Source organism: Flagellimonas aurea (assembly GCF_017313785.1).
Taxonomy (GTDB): domain Bacteria; phylum Bacteroidota; class Bacteroidia; order Flavobacteriales; family Flavobacteriaceae; genus Flagellimonas; species Flagellimonas aurea.
The window spans coordinates 710,772-729,122 of sequence record NZ_JAFLNL010000001.1 but is presented as its reverse complement, the minus strand read 5'-3'; the positions used below and the strand labels follow the sequence as shown (position 1 = coordinate 729,122).

The following is an 18,351-nucleotide window of genomic DNA, read 5'->3' as shown; positions in this document are numbered from 1 at the left end:
ACATGAAACATATACTTCAATTCGCCGCTGTTTTCCTTCTATTGATGGGCTGCGGCAATAAGAACAGTGAAGCATCGGCTTCCGAAGAACAAGGGGAAGAAACAGGGATCGTGGTCTCGCAAGATCAATTCGATACCAACGACCTAACAATGGGTACGATGGAGAAAAGAACCTTCCCTAAAATGGTGGAAACCTCTGGTATGATAGATGTTCCGCCAGAAAACCGAGCCAGTGTCTCGGCCTTTATGGGCGGTTTTGTGAAAAAGACATCGCTTCTGATCGGGGACAAAGTAAAAAAAGGACAGCTTTTGGTGGTCTTGGAAAACCAGGAATTTGTGCAAATGCAACAGGAATATCTCGAGGTATTCAACCAACTGGACTTTTTGAAAGCGGAGTTTGAAAGGAACCAGACCCTTTTTGATGAACAGATCGCTTCCCAAAAGAATCTTCTTCAGGCCAAGAGCAATTACCAAACGGCCCAAGCCCGCTATCAAGGTTTAGGGGAGCAGCTGCGAATGCTCAACATCTCGCCCAGCAATGTGGAAAAAGGAATTATCACATCCCAAGCTTCAATTTACGCACCGATTTCGGGCAGCGTCACAAAAATGAACGTGGCCAAGGGAAGCTATGTCTCACCTGCCACCGAAATATTGGAAATCGTCGACAACGAACATGTGCACTTGGAACTCACGGTCTTTGAAAAGGACATTCTAAAAGTGAAGAAGGGACAAAAGATTCAGTTTAGGATTCCAGAGGCATCCGAAGAGGCCTTTAATGCAGAGGTGCATTTGGTGGGCACTTCCATTGACAACGCCAAACGAACCATAAAAGTCCACGGACACTTGGAGCAAGAAGACGGTAATTTTCTGCCAGGAATGTTCGTGGATGCCATGATCATTACGGATACCATCAAAACTTGGTCCTTACCCGAAGAGGCCATAATCGAATCAGAAGGCAACCACTACGTGCTTAAATTGATAGCAAAAAAAGACGGAAGCTACACCTTTGACAGGCTAGCTGTAAAACAAGGAGGCACCTTTGACGGGTATACCGAGATCATATCTAACGAACTGAACGAAACAGACCAGTTTTTGACCAAGGGTGTCTTTGATATGATTGGGGGGTAATCTATCCCAGTCCCACGTCCAAGGTCATCATAATAATAAATCCACCGATAAAGCCCATTGTAGCGATATCGGTGTATTTGTCCTGTTGCGTTTCTGGAATCACTTCTTCGACCACCACAAAGATCATCGCACCCGCAGCAAAAGAAAGTGCGTAGGGTAAAATAGGCTCAAAAGTCAACACGGCCCAAGCACCCAATACTCCAGCGATAGGTTCCACCAGTGCGGACGCCTGTCCATACATAAAGCTTTTTGTTCGGCTAAGCCCCTGTCTTCTTAAGGGCATGGCCACTGCAAACCCTTCGGGGAAATTCTGTAGCCCGATACCCAAGGCCAATGCCACAGCACCACCGATAGAGGCTCCCTCAAAACCAGCTGCGACACCGCCGAACAAGACTCCTACTGCCAATCCTTCGGGAATATTGTGCAAGGTAATCGCCAAAGTGAGCAAAGTGGTTCGGTGCCAAGGGGTTTTTACCCCTTCGGCTTCACTCATTTTAAAGTTGATATGTAAGTGGGGCAAAATCTTGTCCAATCCAAAAATAAAACCTGCTCCAAGCAAAAAACCAACCGCAGCTGGAATTACCTTTACAAAACCATCGCCCGGGCTCATTTCTATTCCAGGAGCCAACAAACTCCAAAAACTTGCGGCTACCATAACCCCTCCCGTAAATCCGAGCATTCCATCCAGCAATGCACGGTTCATGCCTTTAAAAAAGAAGACTAGAGCTGCTCCCGCCGCAGTCAATCCCCAAGTAAAAAGAGTTGCGTACAATGCCGCCAATACGGGGTCTATTTCTTGAAAATATTGAATTACTTGTTCCATCAGTCGTTCTTTTTTACATAGAGGTTAGCTGCAATTTGATGTGATATCCGCATTTCCTTTCCATCCATTTGAATACGAAGAGAATTGTCAAAATCTTCCTTGTCCAATACTTTGATGGTATTTCCCAAAGCGATTCTGTTCTTGTCCAAAAACTTTAAAAAAGGTACGGAGGAGTCTTTCACCCCCACGCAAACTCCTTGAGAATTGATGGGCATTTCACTGAGTAATTTTTCATCCCGCTCTTGGAACTTTCCATCTTTGGTGGGAATGGGGTCCCCATGCGGATCATACTTGGGAAAATCCAGAAGCTCATCGATTTTATCAACCAATTTTTCACTTTTGATGTGTTCCAACTGTTCCGCTACTTCGTGCACCTCATCCCAGGTAAAATCTAGCTTCTTTACCAAAAAAACTTCCCATAGACGGTGTTTTCTGATAATGGACAAGGCCGTTTTCACTCCCACAGCTGTCAACGACACCCCTTGATAGCGCACATAGTCCACCAATCCTTTTTCTGACAATTTCTTGGCCATGTCCGTTACCGAAGATGGTTTTGTCTCCATCTGCTCCGCAATGGCATTGGTGGTAATGGACTTGGAGTCACCACCTCCCAAATGAAAAATTGTCTTTAAATAATTCTCCTCTGATCGAGTCATCAAAAAATATTTTTTCAAAAATACATTTTTATTTGACAAAATCTATTTTTAGATTTGTCTAAATTTAATTTTATACTAATTGAAATCATTTCATAAACATAGCATCCTTTTATGGATAGCCTTAACTAGCAGTTATTGTTTCGCACAGACTACATCCCTGAGCGGAAAGGTGACCGACAACGGGGAACCCTTACCCTTGGCCAACGTATTATTGAAAGGCACGGAAATTGGTACCGCTACGGATATTGATGGTGCATTTGAGTTGACCGACATTCCAGCAGGAGACTATATGGTATTGGTGACATCATTGGGGTATCAGCCCTATCAAACCAAAATCAATTTGGGGGCGGGAGCCCATAAAACCATCAACATACAGCTCGAAGCTTCTGCACAAAGTTTGGAAGAAACTGTGGTGACGGGCACCCTTAAACCTGTTAGCCGATTGGAAAGTCCAGTACCCGTAGAGGTTTACTCCCCTGCTTTTTTGAAAAAGAATCCCACAGCCAGCGTTTTTGATGCGCTCCAAAATGTGAACGGGGTTCGACCACAGATCAATTGCAATGTGTGCAACACGGGCGATATCCACATCAACGGATTGGAAGGGCCTTATACCTTGGTTCTTATTGATGGAATGCCCATTGTGAGTGGTTTGGGTACGGTCTACGGACTCACTGGCATCCCAAACTCGCTGATCGCGCAGATTGAAATCGTGAAAGGGCCTGCGTCTTCACTTTATGGCAGCGAAGCTGTGGGCGGATTGATTAACATCATCACAAAAAAAGCCATTAGTGCTCCGGAGTTCTTTGCTGATGGCTTTGCTACAGGCTGGGGCGAATACAATTTGGATGTGGGCAGCAAAATATCCGTCAGTGATAAAACAAACCTGCTTTTGGGCATCAACTACTTTAATTACGATGTTCCTGTGGACAACAATGGCGACAATTTTACAGATCTTACCCTGCAAGATCGTATTTCGCTATTTCAAAAATGGGATTTTGAACGAGAGCATAACCGTTTGCTCTCGTTGGCTGGGCGCTTTTTTTATGAAGATCGCTGGGGCGGAGAAATGCAATGGACCCCAGAGTATCGTGGCGGGGATGAGATTTATGGGGAAAGCATCTATACAAGACGTTGGGAGCTGTTGGGCAAGTATCAGTTGCCGTTTGAGGAAAAGTTTCTCCTCTCCTTCTCCTATAACGACCACAACCAAAACTCGGTATATGGCGACACAGAGTACTTGGCCGACCAGCGTATTGGTTTTGCCCAACTGACCTGGGACAGGACTGCTGGGAACCATGATTTGCTATTTGGGAGCGCGGTTCGTTATAATTACTATGATGACAATACGCCAGCGACCACCGAGGCGGACAAGATTTGGATTCCCAGTGTATTTGCACAGGATGAATACTCCTTTGCTCCCAAACATTCTTTTTTGGCAGGCCTGCGGTATGATTATGATCAAAGGCACGGCAATATTCTAACCCCGAGGGCCGCGTACAAATGGAAGATTTCCGACAATGATATTTTCCGTGTAAATGCTGGGACAGGGTTTCGCGTAGTTAATTTATTTACGGAAGATCACGCAGCACTGACGGGGTCTAGAGAAGTGGTTATTGCCGAGGAATTGAAACCAGAACGGTCTGTCAATGTCAATATCAATTATTTAAAGAAAATATATAGCGATAACGGTACCTTCATCGGATTGGATGCTTCAGCTTTTTATACCCGATTCTCGAACGTAATCTTGCCCGATTATGAGACCAATCCCAACCAGATCATTTATGATAATCTGGATGGCAAATCCGTTTCTCAAGGGATAAGTGCCAACGTGGATATTGCTTTTCCGAGCAGTTTTAAAATTATGGTGGGAGCTACTTGGCAGGATGTAAGCAACACCGAAAATGGGGTCACCCAACAGCAAATCCTTACCGAAAGTATTACCGCTACGTGGAATCTATCGTACACTTTTAGGTCGCTCCACCTAACGGCCGATTATACGGGAAATTTATATGGCCCGATGCGCTTGCCGCTATTGGGCGATTTGGATCCACGAAGCGAATACTCCCCTACTTGGAGCATCCAGAATATCCAATTTACCTACAAGGGGTTAAATAATTTTGAAGTGTACGGAGGCATTAAAAACTTATTGGACTGGACCCCGAACCGTGGCAATCCATTTATCATCGCCCGTGCTAGCGACCCTTTTGATAAGGAAGTAACTTTTGACAATAATGGCAATGCCGTAGCTACACCAAACAATCCTTATGCCTTAACTTTTGACCCAAGTTATGTGTACGGACCCAATCAAGGGATTCGGGGTTTCTTTGGGCTACGGTACACGGTTTTCTAAATCGTTTCTCATACTCTACCATCCTGAATATAAAAAAACCAATTCTATCAATAATTTGTCTGAATGAGCTAATCTTCCAAAAAGGTGAGGTTTACCTTTATCTTAAAACAAAAAGTATATGAAGATTTATAAAGCCATTAAAAAAGACCATGATATCCAAAGGGAATTATGCCATAAAATCCGTAACACATCTGGCGATACCGAAGAACGAAAGGAGCTATGGGAACAACTACAAAGAGAACTTGAGGTACATGCCGTAGCCGAAGAACGTTACTTTTATTCACCCTTGGTGGATAGCGATGAGATGCAAGAAGATGCCAGGCATGGAATGGCGGAGCATCATGAAATGGATGAGTTGATTGATGAACTCAATGATACGGACATGAGTTCTCCGCATTGGTTGGCAACCTTAAAAAAATTAATCGAGAAAGTGGAGCATCACCTTGAGGATGAAGAGGAAGATTTTTTTGATAAGGCAAAAGACCTGTATGCCGAAGATGAGGCAGAATCACTAGCCAAAAGCTATGAGGCCACAATGGATGAATACCGTAAAACTTGGCCGGAGTCCATTCCCGGCAAGTAGAATTAGTGTTTGAGGGCAGGAGTAAATTTACCGTAGCAAGTTGAGTTCATTCTACACTTCCTTTGCTTATTTTTACTCCATGTCCCACTACGATTATATAATTATTGGCGCAGGTGCCGCTGGACTGTTACTGGCAGATGCCTTGGGCAAGGATGAATTCTTTGCATCCAAAACCATTTTGGTGTTGGACAAAGACGATAAATCCAAGAACGACCGAACTTGGTGCTTTTGGGAACGTGGCTTAGGCGAATTCGATAAGTTGCTTTATAAAACTTGGGACTCCATTTACGTGGGTGGAAAGCAGCTTCAAAAGTCAACTTCGATTGCTCCCTACACCTATAAAATGCTCCGTGGCATTGACTTTTACAACCACTTTTTACCAAAAGTAAGGGCATATCCGAACATTACTTGGGTGCAGGAAGAAGTGCAACACATTGACGAACAGGAAAACGAAGTTTTGGTTACGACTTCCTCTCAAAAATATTTGGGACGAACGGTATTTTCCAGCCTCTATGATCCTTCCCTTCCTTTAAAACAAAGTAAATTTCCCGTTTTACAACAACACTTTGTTGGTTGGCAAATTAAAACCGAACAGTCGGTATTTGATTCAAAAGAAGCTACTTTTATGGACTTTTCGGTGGAGCAGAAAGGCAACACACGCTTTATGTATGTGCTTCCCTTTTCAGATAACGAAGCGTTGGTAGAATACACTCTGTTCTCCGAGCATCTTTTGGACAAAAATGACTATGAGGAGGCCATCAAAACATATATTGCCACTAATCTTGGGAATACTCCCTACACTATTAAAGAAACCGAATTTGGCAGCATTCCAATGACCTGCTATCCGTTTCATCAACATAATACCAATCGGATTTTTAATATAGGAATTGCAGGAGGATGGGCCAAACCAAGTACGGGCTATACCTTTTACAACACTAGTAGAATAGTGCCTAAATTGGTGAACCACCTAAAAACGGGCAAGCTGTTGACAGAATTCAATCAAAAAAATAGGTTTCTCTTCTACGATATGCTCTTGTTGGATATTCTGTGCGAGAACAATCACTTGGGACATGAAATTTTCGAGTCCATGTTCAAACGAAGAAAGGCTTCATTAATCTTAAAATTTCTCGAGAACGAGACAAATTTGTGGGAAGAGCTTAAAATAGTAACAGCTCCTAAACCCATGCCCTTCATCAGAGCTTTGTTTAAGCGAATGTTCTAAACGGTCCGTTCCATTAAACTTTCACCAAATTGCTTTAGCAAAGCCTTGTTTTTCTCAAGCAAGCCTGTTTCGGACAGGGCATCAAATGCTTTTTGCGTAAAACTCTTTATCGCGTACTTGGTTTCTTCCACTGCACCACTTTCCTTAAAAATAGTTTTTACCGCCTCGACTTTATCGGTAGAATCATCAGGTTTAATGGAATAAAGGTGCAACAGCCCTTCTTGGTCATCTTTGGAGGCTTTTTCCAAGGATTTTAAGTACAAATAGGTCTTTTTGTTTTCCATGATATCGCCCCCGACCTGCTTACCAAAGGTTTTAGGGTCTCCAAAGGCATCCAAATAATCATCCTGTAATTGGAAGGCAATACCCAGATTACGTCCAAATTCGTAAATGGCATCGGCATCTTTTTGGGACGCTTTGGCCACGATGGCCCCCATCTTCATAGCGGCAGCGACCAAAACAGAGGTCTTATATTCAATCATTTTGAGGTATTCGAGAATGGTTACATCGTCCCGGGTCTCAAAATCCACATCGTACTGTTGCCCTTCACATACCTCAAGTGCAGTTTTACTGAACAATTTGGTGAGTTCAACATAAGTTTCTGCCGGATAACTTTCAAAGAACTGATAGGACAAAATCAACATGGCATCGCCCGACAAAATCCCTGTATTGACATCCCATTTTTCATGGACAGTGACCTTTCCCCGCCTCAATGGGGCATCATCCATAATATCATCGTGGACCAAGGAAAAGTTGTGGAACATCTCCACTGCCAATGCAGCGTCCATAGCATACTCTACCTTACCTCCAAAGGCCTCGGCGGTCATTAAAGTGAGGATGGGCCGCATTCTTTTACCCCCCAATCCCAAAATATATTTCACGGGATCGTAGAGATTCTTCGGCTCCCCTAACTGGTTCCTTTCATTGAGGTACGTAACAAACTGCTCCCTATACTGACTAATGATATCGATATCTGACATAGAGCCAAAAATACATTCAAATATTCAATTTGTGATGGACTTAGCGTCTTAAAAGCCGGATACAAAGTATCCTCCCTTCCAAAAAAGGAATCTTTTGAAAAAAAAATTCAGAAAAATTGCAATGAAATAGTTTTTGTTCGTCTCTATAAGTGAAAAGCAACCTGATTCGACCGAATGGCAGCCAAAACCGATAATCGCAACAACCTGACCGACTTCTTTACCGAGGAGTATGGCTCGCTGCGCTCCTATGTGCAGTCCAAGATCAGGGATACATCGGAAAGGGATGCGGAAGATATTGTACAGGATGTTGCCCTGCGGATGTTTTCACGGTCAGATGATGCCTTGCCCATAACCAACGTAGGGGGATTCGTTTACAATGCCATTAGAAACAGGATCATAGATATTATGCGCGGCAAAAAAGAGCGGAAACTTCCCAGCGAAGATATAGACCAACAATGGCGGGAATTTGCCGAGTTTTTTTATGGGGATGCGGACAACCGCTACTCTCCGGAAATGGAACAAGCACTCAAAAGAGCCGTAGAAGATTTAAAACCTGCGTACAGGGATATCATTATCGCCATTGATTTTGAAGGATACAATTACAAACAAATAACAGAAAGAACAGGAATACCGCAAGGCACTTTAGTGTCCAGAAGGCACAGGGCCATGTCGGAACTATCAAAAACATTAGAGAATTTAAAAGAACTGAGTTATGGAACATAAAAAAGAATTCGAGAAAGCGGTAGAAAAGAAGGTGGAGAGAACCGTGAAAAAGGTGGTTAAGGTTATTGCCATGGTCATATTGGGGGTCGTGATATTCCTGCTGGCCAATTATCTCCTGATGCGGCTTTGGAACTGGTTGATGCCAGACCTTTTTGGTGTGGGAACCGTTACCTACTGGCAAGCTTTGGGCGTCTTTATTTTAGCTAAACTGTTGTTCGGCTTTGGCGGAGGCGGAGGAAAAAGCAAAGGAGGCTCCAGTCACAAAAAGAAGATTAAATCGTCCAATAAATGTCGGTCTTGGAGAAGGGATTTTGATGAATGGAAGCACTACGACCAATTTTGGAAAGAGGAAGGCGAAGAAGCTTTTAAAACATATGTGAGAAAAATCAAAAACGAAAATCATGATACATCAGAAGAAAACTAACAGCAAGAAGAAATACTTACTTCAGTTCAGTCCCTTTTTATGGCGATTGGGAAACATTGATGGCGATACCATCGACAAAGATGCACAACTTAGCCCTGTATTTGCCAATACAAAAGAGTCCAGTTGAAACAAATGATAAAAACCCTTCGTTAAAAAATTGTAAAACCATGGAAACTTTTTTTGTTTTTAAAGTTTCCATCTTTACATTTGCCCCTGATTATGAGGGAAAAGATTATTCAAAAAGCGGGCGAAATGTTCTTAAACCTAGGTTTTAAGAGCATTACCATGGACGATTTGGCAAACGAACTGGGGATATCCAAGAAAACGATCTACTCCCATTTCAAAAACAAAACGGATCTGGTTGAGCAAACGGCAATGTCGATGACCGATTTTATCGTATGCGGCATAGATGATATCGTGGCATTGCAAAAAAATCCTATTGAGGAACTTTATGAGATCAAAAGGTTTGTGATGCTTCATTTAAAAGATGAAAAATCATCACCGCTGTACCAACTACAGAAATATTACCCAAAAATCTATACGTCCCTCAAGGAAGTACAATTTGAATGCACCCATCGTTGCGTAGCCAAAAATGTTAAGCGTGGTATGCAAATGGGAATTTACAGGGACAACTTAAACGTGGAATTTGTATCTCGAATTTATTTTACGGGGATAACCAGTTTAAAGGACAATGGCCTGTTTCCCACGGAAATTTTCAGTAAGGCGGAACTAATGGATTATTATCTGGAATATCATTTAAGGGGCATTGTAACTCCAGAAGGAAGAAAAATACTCAACTCAATCATCAATTCAAATAATCAATAAATGCAAAAAACGTTAATCAGTCTATTACTTATATTACCATGGCTGGCATCCGCTCAGGATACCATACCAAGCCTTAGTTTGGACCAGGCCATTGCCTATGCATTGGAGCACAACTATAGCTCCATAAACGCTGAGCGAGACATTGTAGATGCCCAAAAGCAAAAATGGGAGACCATTGCAACCGGACTTCCGCAGATCAATGGTGCCGTTAGCTATCAAAACCAGTTAAAACAACCTGTTTCACAGATTCCTGCCGAGTTTTTTGGTGGGGAGCCTGGAACGTATCAAGAAGTTGTATTTGGTCAAGCACAATCCATGTCAGCAACAGCAACCCTAAGGCAACAGATATTTGACGGGTCCTACATTGTTGGTGTTCAGGCCACCAAAACTTTTTTGGAATACAGCCAGAACAATAAAGAAAAAACGGAACTGGAAGTCCGAAAATCTGTGGTGGAAGCCTATGGAAATGTGCTTTTAGCTCGAGAAAGTGTTCAGATTTCGGAAAAGAACAAATCCACACTGGAAGAAAACCTCTACGAAACCAAGCGAATCTATGAAAATGGCCTTGGTGATGAGGAAAGCGTGGATCAATTACAGATAACACTCTCAACGGTGGACAACCAGCTGAAAAATGCCCGCCGAATGGAGGAGATAACCCTTCAAATGTTGAACTTGGTACTGGGTCTTCCCATTGAGACACCGACGATTTTGACCGAAAATCTGGATGACCTTACCCAAAAGGAAATTGATCTTGGGTTGATTGATTCCGAATTTAATATTGAGAACAATGTGGACTATAAAATGGCCGCCAACCTCAACGAACAACGGTTTTTGGAATTAAAATTGGCCAAGAGTCGTGCGCTTCCCACATTGAATGCCTTTATCAACTACGGAGGAAACTCCTTCAGCAATGATTTTAACTTTTTGGACAGCGGTCAGCAATGGTTCGGGTCATCCATTTTAGGAGTAGACCTTAACATACCCATCTTCAGTTCTCTCGGCAGAAGTGCAAGCACACAGCGCGCCAAGATAGCTTTGGAAAAGGCCAAGACACAGTTCACCGAGGCCCAAGCACAGATCCGCCTCCAATTGGAAAGTGCCAAAAGTGATTATATCCTTGCTATAGAGCAGTATGGAACTTCCAAAGAAAACTTGGAACTGGCCGAACGCATAGAAAACAAAAACCAGGTTAAATACGAGGAAGGATTGGCGACCAGTTTTGAACTGAGACAGGCCCAAACCCAATTGTATACAAGCCAACAGGAATATTTACAATCCATGGTAGATGTCATCAACAAAAAGACAGCACTGGAAAATATTTTAAACAAATAACAAAAGAGAAAACCATTCCATCATGAGAAAAGCAATATATATAACACTAACCGCAGTAGTTCTGGCTTCTTGCGGAGGCAACAGCAACAAGTCTTTGGACAAAGCGTTGGCTAGCAAGGACATTGAGACAATCCGTTCCAAACATGCAGAGGTTTCCAGCCAAAAGAAAGCATTGGAAAAACAGTTGAAATCCTTGGATTCTGCCATTGCGCTGCTAGATAAATCCGAAAAACTGCCCTTGGTTACTACAATTGAAGTGCATCCAGAGAAATTTGACCACTACTTGGAACTTCAAGGAGATGTTAAAACCAAACAAAACGTGCTCATATATCCCGAAATGTCCGGGACCTTGAATCGCGTTTACGTAAAAGAAGGTCAAAATGTTTCCAAAGGACAATTACTGGCCACAATCGATGATGGTGGACTGTCCAGTCAGTTGGCACAGCTCAAAACACAGGCTGAATTGAGCAAGACTACTTTTGAACGTCAAAAAAGACTTTGGGAACAAAATATTGGGTCTGAAATACAGTATTTGCAAGCCAAGACCAATTACGAAGCACAACAAAGTGCCGTAAAACAGATGGAAAGCCAAGTAGGAAAATCGAGCATACGTGCCCCGTTTACCGGTATCATCGACGATGTCATAAAAGATGAAGGTACCGTGGTTAGTCCAGGTCCAGGTTCCGAAGTGTTCCGAATTGTGAACCTTTCCAATATGTACATCAACGTGGAAGTTCCCGAGAGCCACTTACCAAATGTTACCCCTGGTAAAGACGTTAAAGTGTACTTCCCTGTTCTTGGCGATAGTGTTGCCACCACAATCAGGCAAACCGGAAATTTCATCAACCCCAGTAATAGATCTTTTACAGCTGAAATTCCAGTACCAAGCCTAGATGGCAAGGTAAAACCAAATCTTACCGCAAGAGTAATGATCAATGATTATACCAGTGAAAAGGCCATACTTATCCCGCAAAGTGTACTGTCAGAAAACGCCGATGGCGAGCAATATGTGTATTTGGTGGATGCCGATTCCATTCAGAATGATCCAGTAGCCAAAAAAGTAGTGATCAAAACAGGAAAAACACAAGGCGATTACGTTGAAGTACTTTCCGGAATAAATGAAGGGGATGCCATTATCGATGAAGGTGCCCGAAGTGTGAAAGAAGGACAAAAAGTCAACATAAAAAATAGCTAGACAGCCAAAGCAAATAAATTATGAGCAAACAAAAGAAAAGTGTAGACAAGGAGTTTCGGCTGTCCTCTTGGGCCATCGATAACCAGACCACAATGTATGTGCTGATCCTGGTTATCCTTATCCTTGGTGGCATGGCTTATTTCAGTATGCCCAGGGAAAGCTTCCCAGAGGTAAAGGAGACCAAGATATACATAAGTTCAATCTATCCGGGAAACACCGCGGAGGACATTGAAAAACTCATTACAGACCCACTTGAAGACGAACTCAAGACCGTAAGCAATCTGGTAGAGATCACCTCTACATCACAAGAGGATTACTCCATGATCATTGTGGAGTTTGATGAAAACATTTCGGTCGAGGCAGCCCTTCAAAAAGTAAAGGACGAAGTCGACTCCAAAACAGCCGGGGAGGATTGGCCCACCTTTAACGGGGCCAAAGTAGAACCCAATGTTTTTGACTTGAGCCTTTCCGAGGAAATACCCATACTCAACATCAATATTTCCGGGGATTACCCTATTGAAAGACTCAAAGAGTTCGGTGAATACTTGGAAGACGAAATAGAAGGCCTTCAAGAAATCAAACAAGTGGACATTCGCGGTGCCCAAGAAAAAGAAGTGGAAGTTGCCGTGGACATTTACAAGATGATGGCTGCCAAAGTCAGTTTCAACGATGTCATCAACAGTATTAGCAACGAAAACCTGACCACTTCGGCCGGAAATCTTGTGGCCAGCGGGCAACGTAGAACCATTAGGATAGTTGGAGAAATCGATGAGCCAAACGAACTGGAGAACTTTGTGGTGAAATCCGAAAACGGAAACCCCATCTACCTAAAGGATATCGCCAAGGTTACCTTTAAGGAAGAGGAAAAGACCACATATGCACGGGAGTTTGGACACCCCGTGGTAATGCTCGATGTAAAAAAACGTTCCGGTAAAAACATGGTCGACGCAGTGGACCAGATCAAAGTAATCGTTGACGATGCCATTGAGAATGAATTTCCTCAAGATCTTACGGTAACCATAGCCAACGACCAATCTTCCAAGACCATTGGTCAAGTAGATGATCTGGTAAACAATATCATCTTCGGTATCATCTTGGTGGTGACCGTCCTGATGTTCTTTTTAGGTTTCAAAAATGCATTGTTCGTAGGTTTCGCTATCCCAATGTCCATGTTTATGTCCCTGATGATATTGAACGTTTTGGGCTACACCATGAACACTATGATCCTTTTTGGTCTTATTATGGGATTGGGAATGTTGGTGGACAACGGTATTGTGGTCGTGGAGAACATTTATCGCCTTATGGACGAGGAAAAAATGCCCCGTATCGAAGCCGCGAAAAAAGGTATCGGCGAAATTGCGTTCCCCATTATCATATCCACGCTGACTACAGTTGCAGCCTTTGTGCCCTTGGGACTTTGGCCGGGAATCATGGGGCAGTTTATGAAGTACTTCCCTATTACCCTGTCGGTGGTTTTGGGGTCATCCCTATTTGTGGCGATCTTCTTTAACTCGGTTCTGGTATCTAGATATATGACCACTGAGGACAAAGAGATGCCCCTAAAACAGATTGTGCGCATTACATCCATTATTTCCGCAATCGGTATTCTCATCGTTATCTTCGGTGGAGCATATAGGTCATTGGGATCCCTAATGGTACTTACGGCAATCATGTTATGGATTTACCGTTTGTTCCTTAGAAACTGGGCTGGGATATTCCAAAATAGGATCCTTCCCAAATGGGAAAGCTTTTACGAAAAGACTCTTCGCTATTCCCTTGCTGGAAGAAGGCCCATTTTTATTGCCATTACCACTTTTGTCCTACTTGTGATCGCTTTTATTGGTTTTGGTGCTTCCGTAGGCAGCCAAAGAACCAAGGTGGAGTTTTTCCCAGATAACAAGCCCAACCAGATCATTGTCTATATCGAATATCCTGAAGGGACCGATATAGAAAAGACAAATCGAATCACCAAGGACATTGAAGAGCGGGTATACGACATCATCAATTCGGACGCTTACATGAACGGTGACTACAATTTTATGACCGAAAGTGCCGTATCCCAAGTAGGAGAAGGTGCCGGTAACCCCCAGACCGATGGTGGTTCCAGTGCGGAAATGCCGAACAGGGGTAAAATCACGGCCACCTTACGGGAATTCAAATACCGTGAAGGTGCGGATAGCCAAGAACTTTTGAGAAAAGTTCAGGAAGCATTGAAAGATGTGTATCCTGGTGTTGCCATTTCCGTTGAAAAAGACGCCGTTGGGCCTCCCGTCGGTTACCCTATCAATATAGAATTGGAGGGAGAGGATTATACCGAATTGATCAATACCGCGGAAAGAATGCGAAATTTTATCAATTCAAGGAACATTCCCGGAATTGATGAGCTCAAGATAGATGTAAACAAATCCAAGCCATCCATGTTGGTACAGGTGGACCGTAAAAAAGCAGGTGAACTGGGTATTGCGACTGGCCAAATTGGTCAGCAGCTACGTAGTTCCATCTTCGGTTCCAAAGCCGGTATTTACAAAGAAGGTGGTGAAGATTACGATATTTATGTGAGGTTCAACGAAGAGGACCGGTACAATACCAGTGCACTTTTCAACCAGCGCATCACATTTAGGGACCCATCCAGTGGACAGATCAAGGAAGTTCCTATTTCCGCGGTCACCAAACAGACCAATAGCACTGGGTTCAGCGCCATAAAACACCGGGATGTAAAACGGGTGGTAACCGTTTATTCCGCGTTGGCTTCGGGCTATACGGATGCCGGTGCCATTGTGGGCAAAATTCAGGAAGAAATGAACGATTTCGAAAATCTTCCGGATGATATCAAAATAGATTATACAGGTCAGATAGAGGAACAAAATAAGCAAATGGCCTTTTTGATGGGTGCTTTTTTCACCGGTCTAGGACTGATATTCTTTATTCTGATATTCCAATTCAACTCGATCAGTAAACCGGGCATTATCATGCTTGCAATTTTCTTGAGTTTGATAGGCGTATTTGGCGGTATCGTTGCTACGGGAAGTGCATTTGTTATCATGATGACCATGATGGGAATTATATCCCTGGCAGGTATTGTGGTGAACAATGGTGTGGTACTATTGGATTACACCCAATTGCTTATTGATAGGAAAAAGGTGAAATTAGACCTTGATGAAGATGGGCTTTTGGAGCCTGATGATTTCTTGGAATCCGTTGTAAAAGGAGGAAAATCGAGATTGCGTCCCGTATTGCTAACTGCCATTACCACCATTTTAGGTTTGATTCCGTTGGCAACAGGATTCAATATCAACTTCTTTACCCTAATGAGCGAGTTTGACCCTGGTATTTATTTTGGAGGTGACAACGTAATATTCTGGGGACCATTGGCTTGGACCGTAATCTACGGATTGTTGGTGGCGACCTTCCTTACATTGATTGTTGTGCCCATCCTATTCACTTTGGTATACAAACTAAAGCTAAGGATTAGAAAAAGAAAGTTGGCAAGGCAAGAACGCAAACAAGAACAAATTGAAACTGCAACTACATAATATAGTGCAAAGCAATAAAAAAAAGCCCCGACCAAATGGTCGGGGCTTTTTTTTAAACATTGGTTTATTCGCTTATTTGTTTACCGTTACGGCATCGCCTTGGCTCCAACTTTTTACTTGAACAATACGGTTATCAGTAAAGTCAACTTCATTTAATTCATCATTTTTCCAAAAGAACCATTTACCGGTCTTTTCTCCGTTGTCGTATTGGCCGGTGGCAATTTTTTTTCCTTCAACATTGAACATTACCCAATCTCCATGTAACTTTCCGTTCAACATATAACCTGTTTGGGCAATTTCACCATTGTCATGAAAATAAGTGGCTTTCACCATATTTCCCATTTTTTCAAAGGTCGGCTTGGTATCTTGTGCAGATACACCAACCGCAAACATCACCGCCAAAAAAAATACTGCTTTTTTCATATTTATATGGGATTTAATATTGTTAGTATCAATATGATAACGAATCAAAGTTACTTAAATTTTACATTAATCACACATTCACATAACATTTAGTTTACATTAAATTAACCTTAAAAAAGCAATATACACTATATCAATCAGTTACTTAACTCATAAGTATTAAAATTGAATCGTTTTGTCGGAGAATTTTGCCTTATAGCCCACCAAAAGTTACTCAACTTTCATTTCTAATGTTAATTTAACGTTAAGAAATATGAAGTTTAACGACCATTTTGGAATTTCAAAACACAAGTCCAAGAGAAAAACAGTATATCTCCTATAAAATATCCACATTCCTATTAAATTTGCGCTCTCATAACAAACATCATGTACAGAAGCAATACTTGCGGTGCCCTGAGGGCATCGGACATAGGTTCAGAGGTAATATTAAGTGGATGGGTCCACAAGCTACGCGACAAAGGTTTCGTGGCATGGGTAGACCTTCGTGACCGCTACGGCATCACCCAATTGGTGTTCGACCAAGAACGCACTTCCAAAGAACTATTGGAACAAGCTCGCGAACTGGGACGTGAAACCGTTATCCAAGCCAAGGGGCAGGTTATAGAGCGGGCTTCCAAAAACCCGAATATTCCTACGGGAGAAATCGAGGTGCTCGTAACCGAGCTTACGATCTTGAATGAATCCCTCCTGCCCCCATTCACCATTGAAGATGAAACCGATGGCGGAGAGGACATACGAATGAAGTACCGTTATCTGGACATTCGCAGAAATCCCGTAAAGAACAAACTCATTTTTAGGCACAAGGTGACCATGGAGGTCAGAAAATATCTGTCCGACCAAGGTTTTATTGATATTGAAACACCTTATTTGATAAAATCCACTCCTGAGGGCGCGAGGGACTTTTTGGTTCCGAGCCGCATGAACGAAGGACAGTTTTATGCCCTTCCCCAATCTCCCCAGACCTTCAAACAACTGTTGATGGTCGGAGGAATGGACAAATATTTCCAAATTGTGAAATGTTTTAGGGACGAAGACCTTCGTGCCGACCGCCAGCCCGAATTCACCCAGATTGACTGTGAGATGGCGTTTGTAGAGCAAGAGGATATTTTGAACACTTTTGAAGGTCTGACCAAGCATCTTCTAAAAGAAATCAAAGGTGTGGAAGTGGACAAATTCCCTCGCATGACCTACGATGACGCCATGCGACTTTATGGAAACGATAAGCCCGACATCCGATTTGGGATGGAATTCGGAGAGCTTAACACAGTAGCACAGCACAAAGATTTCAATGTGTTCAATTCCGCCGAATTGGTTGTCGGAATAGCAGTACCGGGAGCAGCTTCTTACACTCGAAAAGAAATAGATGGTCTAATCGATTGGGTCAAGAGACCTCAGGTAGGTGCCAAGGGAATGGTGTATGTAAAATGCAACGAAGACGGAACCTATAAATCATCTGTGGACAAGTTCTACGACCAAGAAGATTTGGACAAATGGGCAGAGACCACCGGGGCAAAACCTGGTGACCTTATCTGCGTACTTTCAGGCAACACCAACGAAACACACGGCCAATTAAGCGCATTGCGAATGGAATTGGCAACACGCTTGGGCCTTAGAAAAGCAGATGAGTTCGCGCCATTATGGGTCGTGGACTTTCCATTGTTGGAACTGGATGAGGAAACTGGAAAGTACCACGCAATGCACCACCCCTTTACCTCTCCAAAACCTGGTCAGTTGGAATTACTGAACACTAAACCGGGTGAAGTAAAGGCCAACGCCTATGATTTGGTGCTGAACGGAAACGAAATTGGCGGTGGCTCCATACGGATCTATGACAAGGAGACCCAAGCGACCATGTTCAAACATTTGGGCTTTACCCCGGAAGAGGCCAAAGCACAATTCGGATTTTTGATGGATGCTTTCCAATATGGTGCACCTCCACATGGTGGGATTGCTTTTGGTCTGGACAGATTGGTGGCGATTTTGGGCGGACAGGAGACCATTCGGGACTACATTGCATTCCCAAAGAACAATAGCGGACGCGATGTAATGATCGATGCCCCAGCCAACATTGACGACGAGCAACTAAAAGAGCTCCATTTAAAATTGGACTTGTGATATAAGAAAATCCCGTTTTGTAAGCGGGATTTTTTAATAC

Annotated in this window: 16 protein-coding genes; 12 read left to right on the top strand and 4 right to left on the bottom strand. The window is 43.0% G+C overall.

All coding sequences use genetic code 11. The features are described 5' to 3' along the window. The first annotated feature begins 2 nt into the window (after window positions 1–2). A complete protein-coding gene (locus tag J0656_RS03240) occupies window positions 3–1,127 on the top strand; it encodes an efflux RND transporter periplasmic adaptor subunit (protein WP_207031476.1) in 1,125 nt (374 codons plus the stop codon). Window position 1,128: 1 nt separating this feature from the next. On the opposite strand, the gene J0656_RS03235 is transcribed toward J0656_RS03240, so the two are convergent. Both J0656_RS03235 and J0656_RS03230 read right to left on the bottom strand, forming a co-directional pair. Next, window positions 1,129–1,950, bottom strand: a complete 822-nt coding sequence (locus tag J0656_RS03235) for a ZIP family metal transporter (RefSeq protein WP_207031474.1) — start codon at window positions 1,948–1,950, stop codon at window positions 1,129–1,131. Further along, entirely contained in the window at window positions 1,950–2,606 is a 657-nt protein-coding gene (locus J0656_RS03230; RefSeq protein ID WP_207031472.1) for a metal-dependent transcriptional regulator, read from the bottom strand. Before J0656_RS03230 ends, J0656_RS03235 begins: the two co-directional genes overlap by 1 nt. Before the next feature lie 79 nt (window positions 2,607–2,685). Between J0656_RS03230 and J0656_RS03225 the strand changes: the two genes are divergently transcribed. From J0656_RS03225 to J0656_RS03215, 3 genes are all read left to right on the top strand, one after another. Then, window positions 2,686–4,956 (top strand): TonB-dependent receptor, encoded by a 2,271-nt coding sequence (locus tag J0656_RS03225; RefSeq protein WP_207031470.1) that lies wholly within the window; start codon window positions 2,686–2,688, stop codon window positions 4,954–4,956. A gap of 118 nt (window positions 4,957–5,074) precedes the next feature. Next, window positions 5,075–5,539, top strand: coding sequence for a hemerythrin domain-containing protein (locus J0656_RS03220; protein ID WP_207031468.1), 465 nt, complete (start codon window positions 5,075–5,077; stop codon window positions 5,537–5,539). Window positions 5,540–5,618: 79 nt separating this feature from the next. Beyond that, window positions 5,619–6,761, top strand: a complete 1,143-nt coding sequence (locus J0656_RS03215) for a lycopene cyclase family protein (protein ID WP_207031466.1) — start codon at window positions 5,619–5,621, stop codon at window positions 6,759–6,761. On the opposite strand, the gene J0656_RS03210 is transcribed toward J0656_RS03215, so the two are convergent. Beyond that, the gene (locus tag J0656_RS03210) at window positions 6,758–7,741 is read right to left on the bottom strand and encodes a polyprenyl synthetase family protein (RefSeq protein WP_207031465.1); all 984 of its coding nucleotides are present in this window, start codon (window positions 7,739–7,741) and stop codon (window positions 6,758–6,760) included. The genes J0656_RS03215 and J0656_RS03210 overlap by 4 nt on opposite strands. Window positions 7,742–7,915: 174 nt before the next feature. Between J0656_RS03210 and J0656_RS03205 the strand changes: the two genes are divergently transcribed. The 7 genes from J0656_RS03205 to J0656_RS03175 all read left to right on the top strand — a co-directional run bounded on the left by J0656_RS03205 (window position 7,916) and on the right by J0656_RS03175 (window position 15,773). Then, window positions 7,916–8,464: an RNA polymerase sigma factor gene (locus J0656_RS03205; protein WP_207031463.1), complete on the top strand. Its 549-nt coding sequence runs from the start codon at window positions 7,916–7,918 to the stop codon at window positions 8,462–8,464. Further along, on the top strand, window positions 8,454–8,888 hold the full coding sequence (locus tag J0656_RS03200) for a hypothetical protein (protein ID WP_207031461.1): 435 nt from the start codon (window positions 8,454–8,456) through the stop codon (window positions 8,886–8,888). The genes J0656_RS03205 and J0656_RS03200 overlap by 11 nt, the downstream gene beginning before the upstream one ends. Further along, the gene (locus J0656_RS03195) at window positions 8,866–9,015 is read left to right on the top strand and encodes a hypothetical protein (RefSeq protein WP_207031459.1); all 150 of its coding nucleotides are present in this window, start codon (window positions 8,866–8,868) and stop codon (window positions 9,013–9,015) included. The genes J0656_RS03200 and J0656_RS03195 overlap by 23 nt, the downstream gene beginning before the upstream one ends. Window positions 9,016–9,107: 92 nt before the next feature. After that, on the top strand, window positions 9,108–9,713 hold the full coding sequence (locus tag J0656_RS03190; RefSeq protein WP_207031457.1) for a TetR/AcrR family transcriptional regulator: 606 nt from the start codon (window positions 9,108–9,110) through the stop codon (window positions 9,711–9,713). Further along, the gene (locus J0656_RS03185; RefSeq protein WP_207031455.1) at window positions 9,714–11,045 is read left to right on the top strand and encodes a TolC family protein; all 1,332 of its coding nucleotides are present in this window, start codon (window positions 9,714–9,716) and stop codon (window positions 11,043–11,045) included. Window positions 11,046–11,067: 22 nt separating this feature from the next. Beyond that, window positions 11,068–12,240, top strand: a complete 1,173-nt coding sequence (locus tag J0656_RS03180; protein ID WP_207031453.1) for an efflux RND transporter periplasmic adaptor subunit — start codon at window positions 11,068–11,070, stop codon at window positions 12,238–12,240. Between the two features lie 20 nt (window positions 12,241–12,260). After that, window positions 12,261–15,773 (top strand): efflux RND transporter permease subunit, encoded by a 3,513-nt coding sequence (locus tag J0656_RS03175; RefSeq protein WP_207031451.1) that lies wholly within the window; start codon window positions 12,261–12,263, stop codon window positions 15,771–15,773. 72 nt (window positions 15,774–15,845) lie between these two features. Here J0656_RS03175 and J0656_RS03170 read toward each other — a convergent pair whose 3' ends face one another. Next, window positions 15,846–16,196: a toxin-antitoxin system YwqK family antitoxin gene (locus J0656_RS03170; protein WP_207031449.1), complete on the bottom strand. Its 351-nt coding sequence runs from the start codon at window positions 16,194–16,196 to the stop codon at window positions 15,846–15,848. Window positions 16,197–16,562: 366 nt separating this feature from the next. Here J0656_RS03170 and aspS point away from each other — a divergent pair, with 366 nt between their 5' ends. Next, window positions 16,563–18,311 (top strand): aspartate--tRNA ligase, encoded by a 1,749-nt coding sequence (gene aspS / locus J0656_RS03165; protein WP_207031447.1) that lies wholly within the window; start codon window positions 16,563–16,565, stop codon window positions 18,309–18,311. Window positions 18,312–18,351 lie beyond the last annotated feature (40 nt).

Excerpts from the sequence above, each read along its gene's own strand:
- aspS (WP_207031447.1), top strand. The coding sequence starts at position 16,563 with ATGTACAGAAGCAATACTTGCGGTGCCCTGAGGGCATCGGACATAGGT.
- J0656_RS03235 (WP_207031474.1), bottom strand. The coding sequence starts at position 1,950 with ATGGAACAAGTAATTCAATATTTTCAAGAAATAGACCCCGTATTGGCG.
- J0656_RS03230 (WP_207031472.1), bottom strand. The coding sequence starts at position 2,606 with ATGACTCGATCAGAGGAGAATTATTTAAAGACAATTTTTCATTTGGGA.
- J0656_RS03205 (WP_207031463.1), top strand. The coding sequence starts at position 7,916 with ATGGCAGCCAAAACCGATAATCGCAACAACCTGACCGACTTCTTTACC.
- J0656_RS03240 (WP_207031476.1), top strand. The coding sequence starts at position 3 with ATGAAACATATACTTCAATTCGCCGCTGTTTTCCTTCTATTGATGGGC.
- J0656_RS03185 (WP_207031455.1), top strand. The coding sequence starts at position 9,714 with ATGCAAAAAACGTTAATCAGTCTATTACTTATATTACCATGGCTGGCA.
- J0656_RS03195 (WP_207031459.1), top strand. The coding sequence starts at position 8,866 with ATGATACATCAGAAGAAAACTAACAGCAAGAAGAAATACTTACTTCAG.
- J0656_RS03175 (WP_207031451.1), top strand. The coding sequence starts at position 12,261 with ATGAGCAAACAAAAGAAAAGTGTAGACAAGGAGTTTCGGCTGTCCTCT.
- J0656_RS03190 (WP_207031457.1), top strand. The coding sequence starts at position 9,108 with ATGAGGGAAAAGATTATTCAAAAAGCGGGCGAAATGTTCTTAAACCTA.
- J0656_RS03220 (WP_207031468.1), top strand. The coding sequence starts at position 5,075 with ATGAAGATTTATAAAGCCATTAAAAAAGACCATGATATCCAAAGGGAA.
- J0656_RS03180 (WP_207031453.1), top strand. The coding sequence starts at position 11,068 with ATGAGAAAAGCAATATATATAACACTAACCGCAGTAGTTCTGGCTTCT.
- J0656_RS03210 (WP_207031465.1), bottom strand. The coding sequence starts at position 7,741 with ATGTCAGATATCGATATCATTAGTCAGTATAGGGAGCAGTTTGTTACG.
- J0656_RS03200 (WP_207031461.1), top strand. The coding sequence starts at position 8,454 with ATGGAACATAAAAAAGAATTCGAGAAAGCGGTAGAAAAGAAGGTGGAG.
- J0656_RS03215 (WP_207031466.1), top strand. The coding sequence starts at position 5,619 with ATGTCCCACTACGATTATATAATTATTGGCGCAGGTGCCGCTGGACTG.
- J0656_RS03170 (WP_207031449.1), bottom strand. The coding sequence starts at position 16,196 with ATGAAAAAAGCAGTATTTTTTTTGGCGGTGATGTTTGCGGTTGGTGTA.